Origin of the sequence: Pseudoalteromonas sp. APC 3691 (assembly GCF_030408135.1) — a bacterium.
Taxonomy (GTDB): domain Bacteria; phylum Pseudomonadota; class Gammaproteobacteria; order Enterobacterales; family Alteromonadaceae; genus Pseudoalteromonas.
The window spans coordinates 1-1,162 of the sequence record NZ_JASDCB010000147.1; the positions used below are offsets into that span (position 1 = coordinate 1).

Here is a 1,162-nt window from a genome sequence, read left to right on the forward strand (position 1 = left end):
CTGCCATTTTCTTTTTCCTCGCCATACTTGCTGACTTAGATGCATCTTGTTTAAAAAGCGCCATGGCTATCTTTCGCATTACATTAAACATTAATGGCCCTTGAAGTTTGCGTATTCTCGATTCATCTTCTCTGAAGTTCATATCAAGCATCCAATGCATGCTTTCAACCTGCCAGTGACTGCGTACTGCATTGAGTGCTTGCGCTGCATTTAAGTCTAATGAACTTATATACCAGCGTGTTTCAGTGGTATCCGACCCTGCCGACTTATCATGAACTTCAGCCCTGACCTTAATAATACTCGTTAAGCCAGGCCAACGATAATCCTTGCCTAGCCAGCTTTTATCTATAAGTAACTGCTGGCATGTACGTGTTTCAACACGCCCATGTCCTGAGCTTATTTCGGTATGTTCATCACAATTATGCTTAGTTAACCTTTCACGCTCGCACTTGTGCCACCACGCTTCTAGTTCCTTTTGCATGCCTGAATGATTACCTTTAAGTGCAAGAATATAATCTGCTTTTTGTTGGATGATTTGTTTTGCTATTTCTTGTTGGCATCCCATCGCATCTAACGTAATGATACTGTTTTCAATATCGAGCAGGGTGAGTAATTCTGGTATTGCGGTGATTTCATTTGTTTTATTATCAACAGCCGTCTGCCCAAGCACTAACTGGTGTTGGCAACTCCATGCACTGACCGTGTGTAAGGCACTTTTTCTGTCTTTTGTGGTAAATGAACGCCGTGCGGTTTTGCCATCGATAGCGATGATATCTGCACCTGTAGTTTCAATCAGTGATGATATCCAAGATTGAAATGCCCTTTCTATTTCATTTGCTTTTAACCGACACATGACGCGAGCAATCGTGTCATGTTTTGGAATTCCTGCGTTGAACGTACCGTATTTTTTTAACCAATCAAGTTTTAGGTGCCCAAAGTCTTCAATATCTTCCCATCCTTCTGCACCAGAGAGCACAGCGCTAATAGCAAGGAGAAGAATATCGATAAGTTCATGCTTTTTACAACGTTCAATGCGAGGATCTGTAATTGAATTAAAATGTTTCAGAAAAGTAGTGCTCATATTTATGCGACCAAGTAATTATTATGCCTTGATCTGATCACTACTTGCTCTATAAGTTCAATTTATAATGATCTTGCCGTG

The 1,162-nt window shown here is 40.7% G+C and carries 1 protein-coding gene; it reads right to left on the reverse strand.

The window, feature by feature from the left end:
• The coding region (locus QL998_RS20640) for an ISAs1 family transposase (RefSeq protein ID WP_290193396.1) at positions 1–1,081 on the reverse strand (1,081 nt) is incomplete at its 3' end.
• Positions 1,082–1,162: the final 81 nt, after the last annotated feature.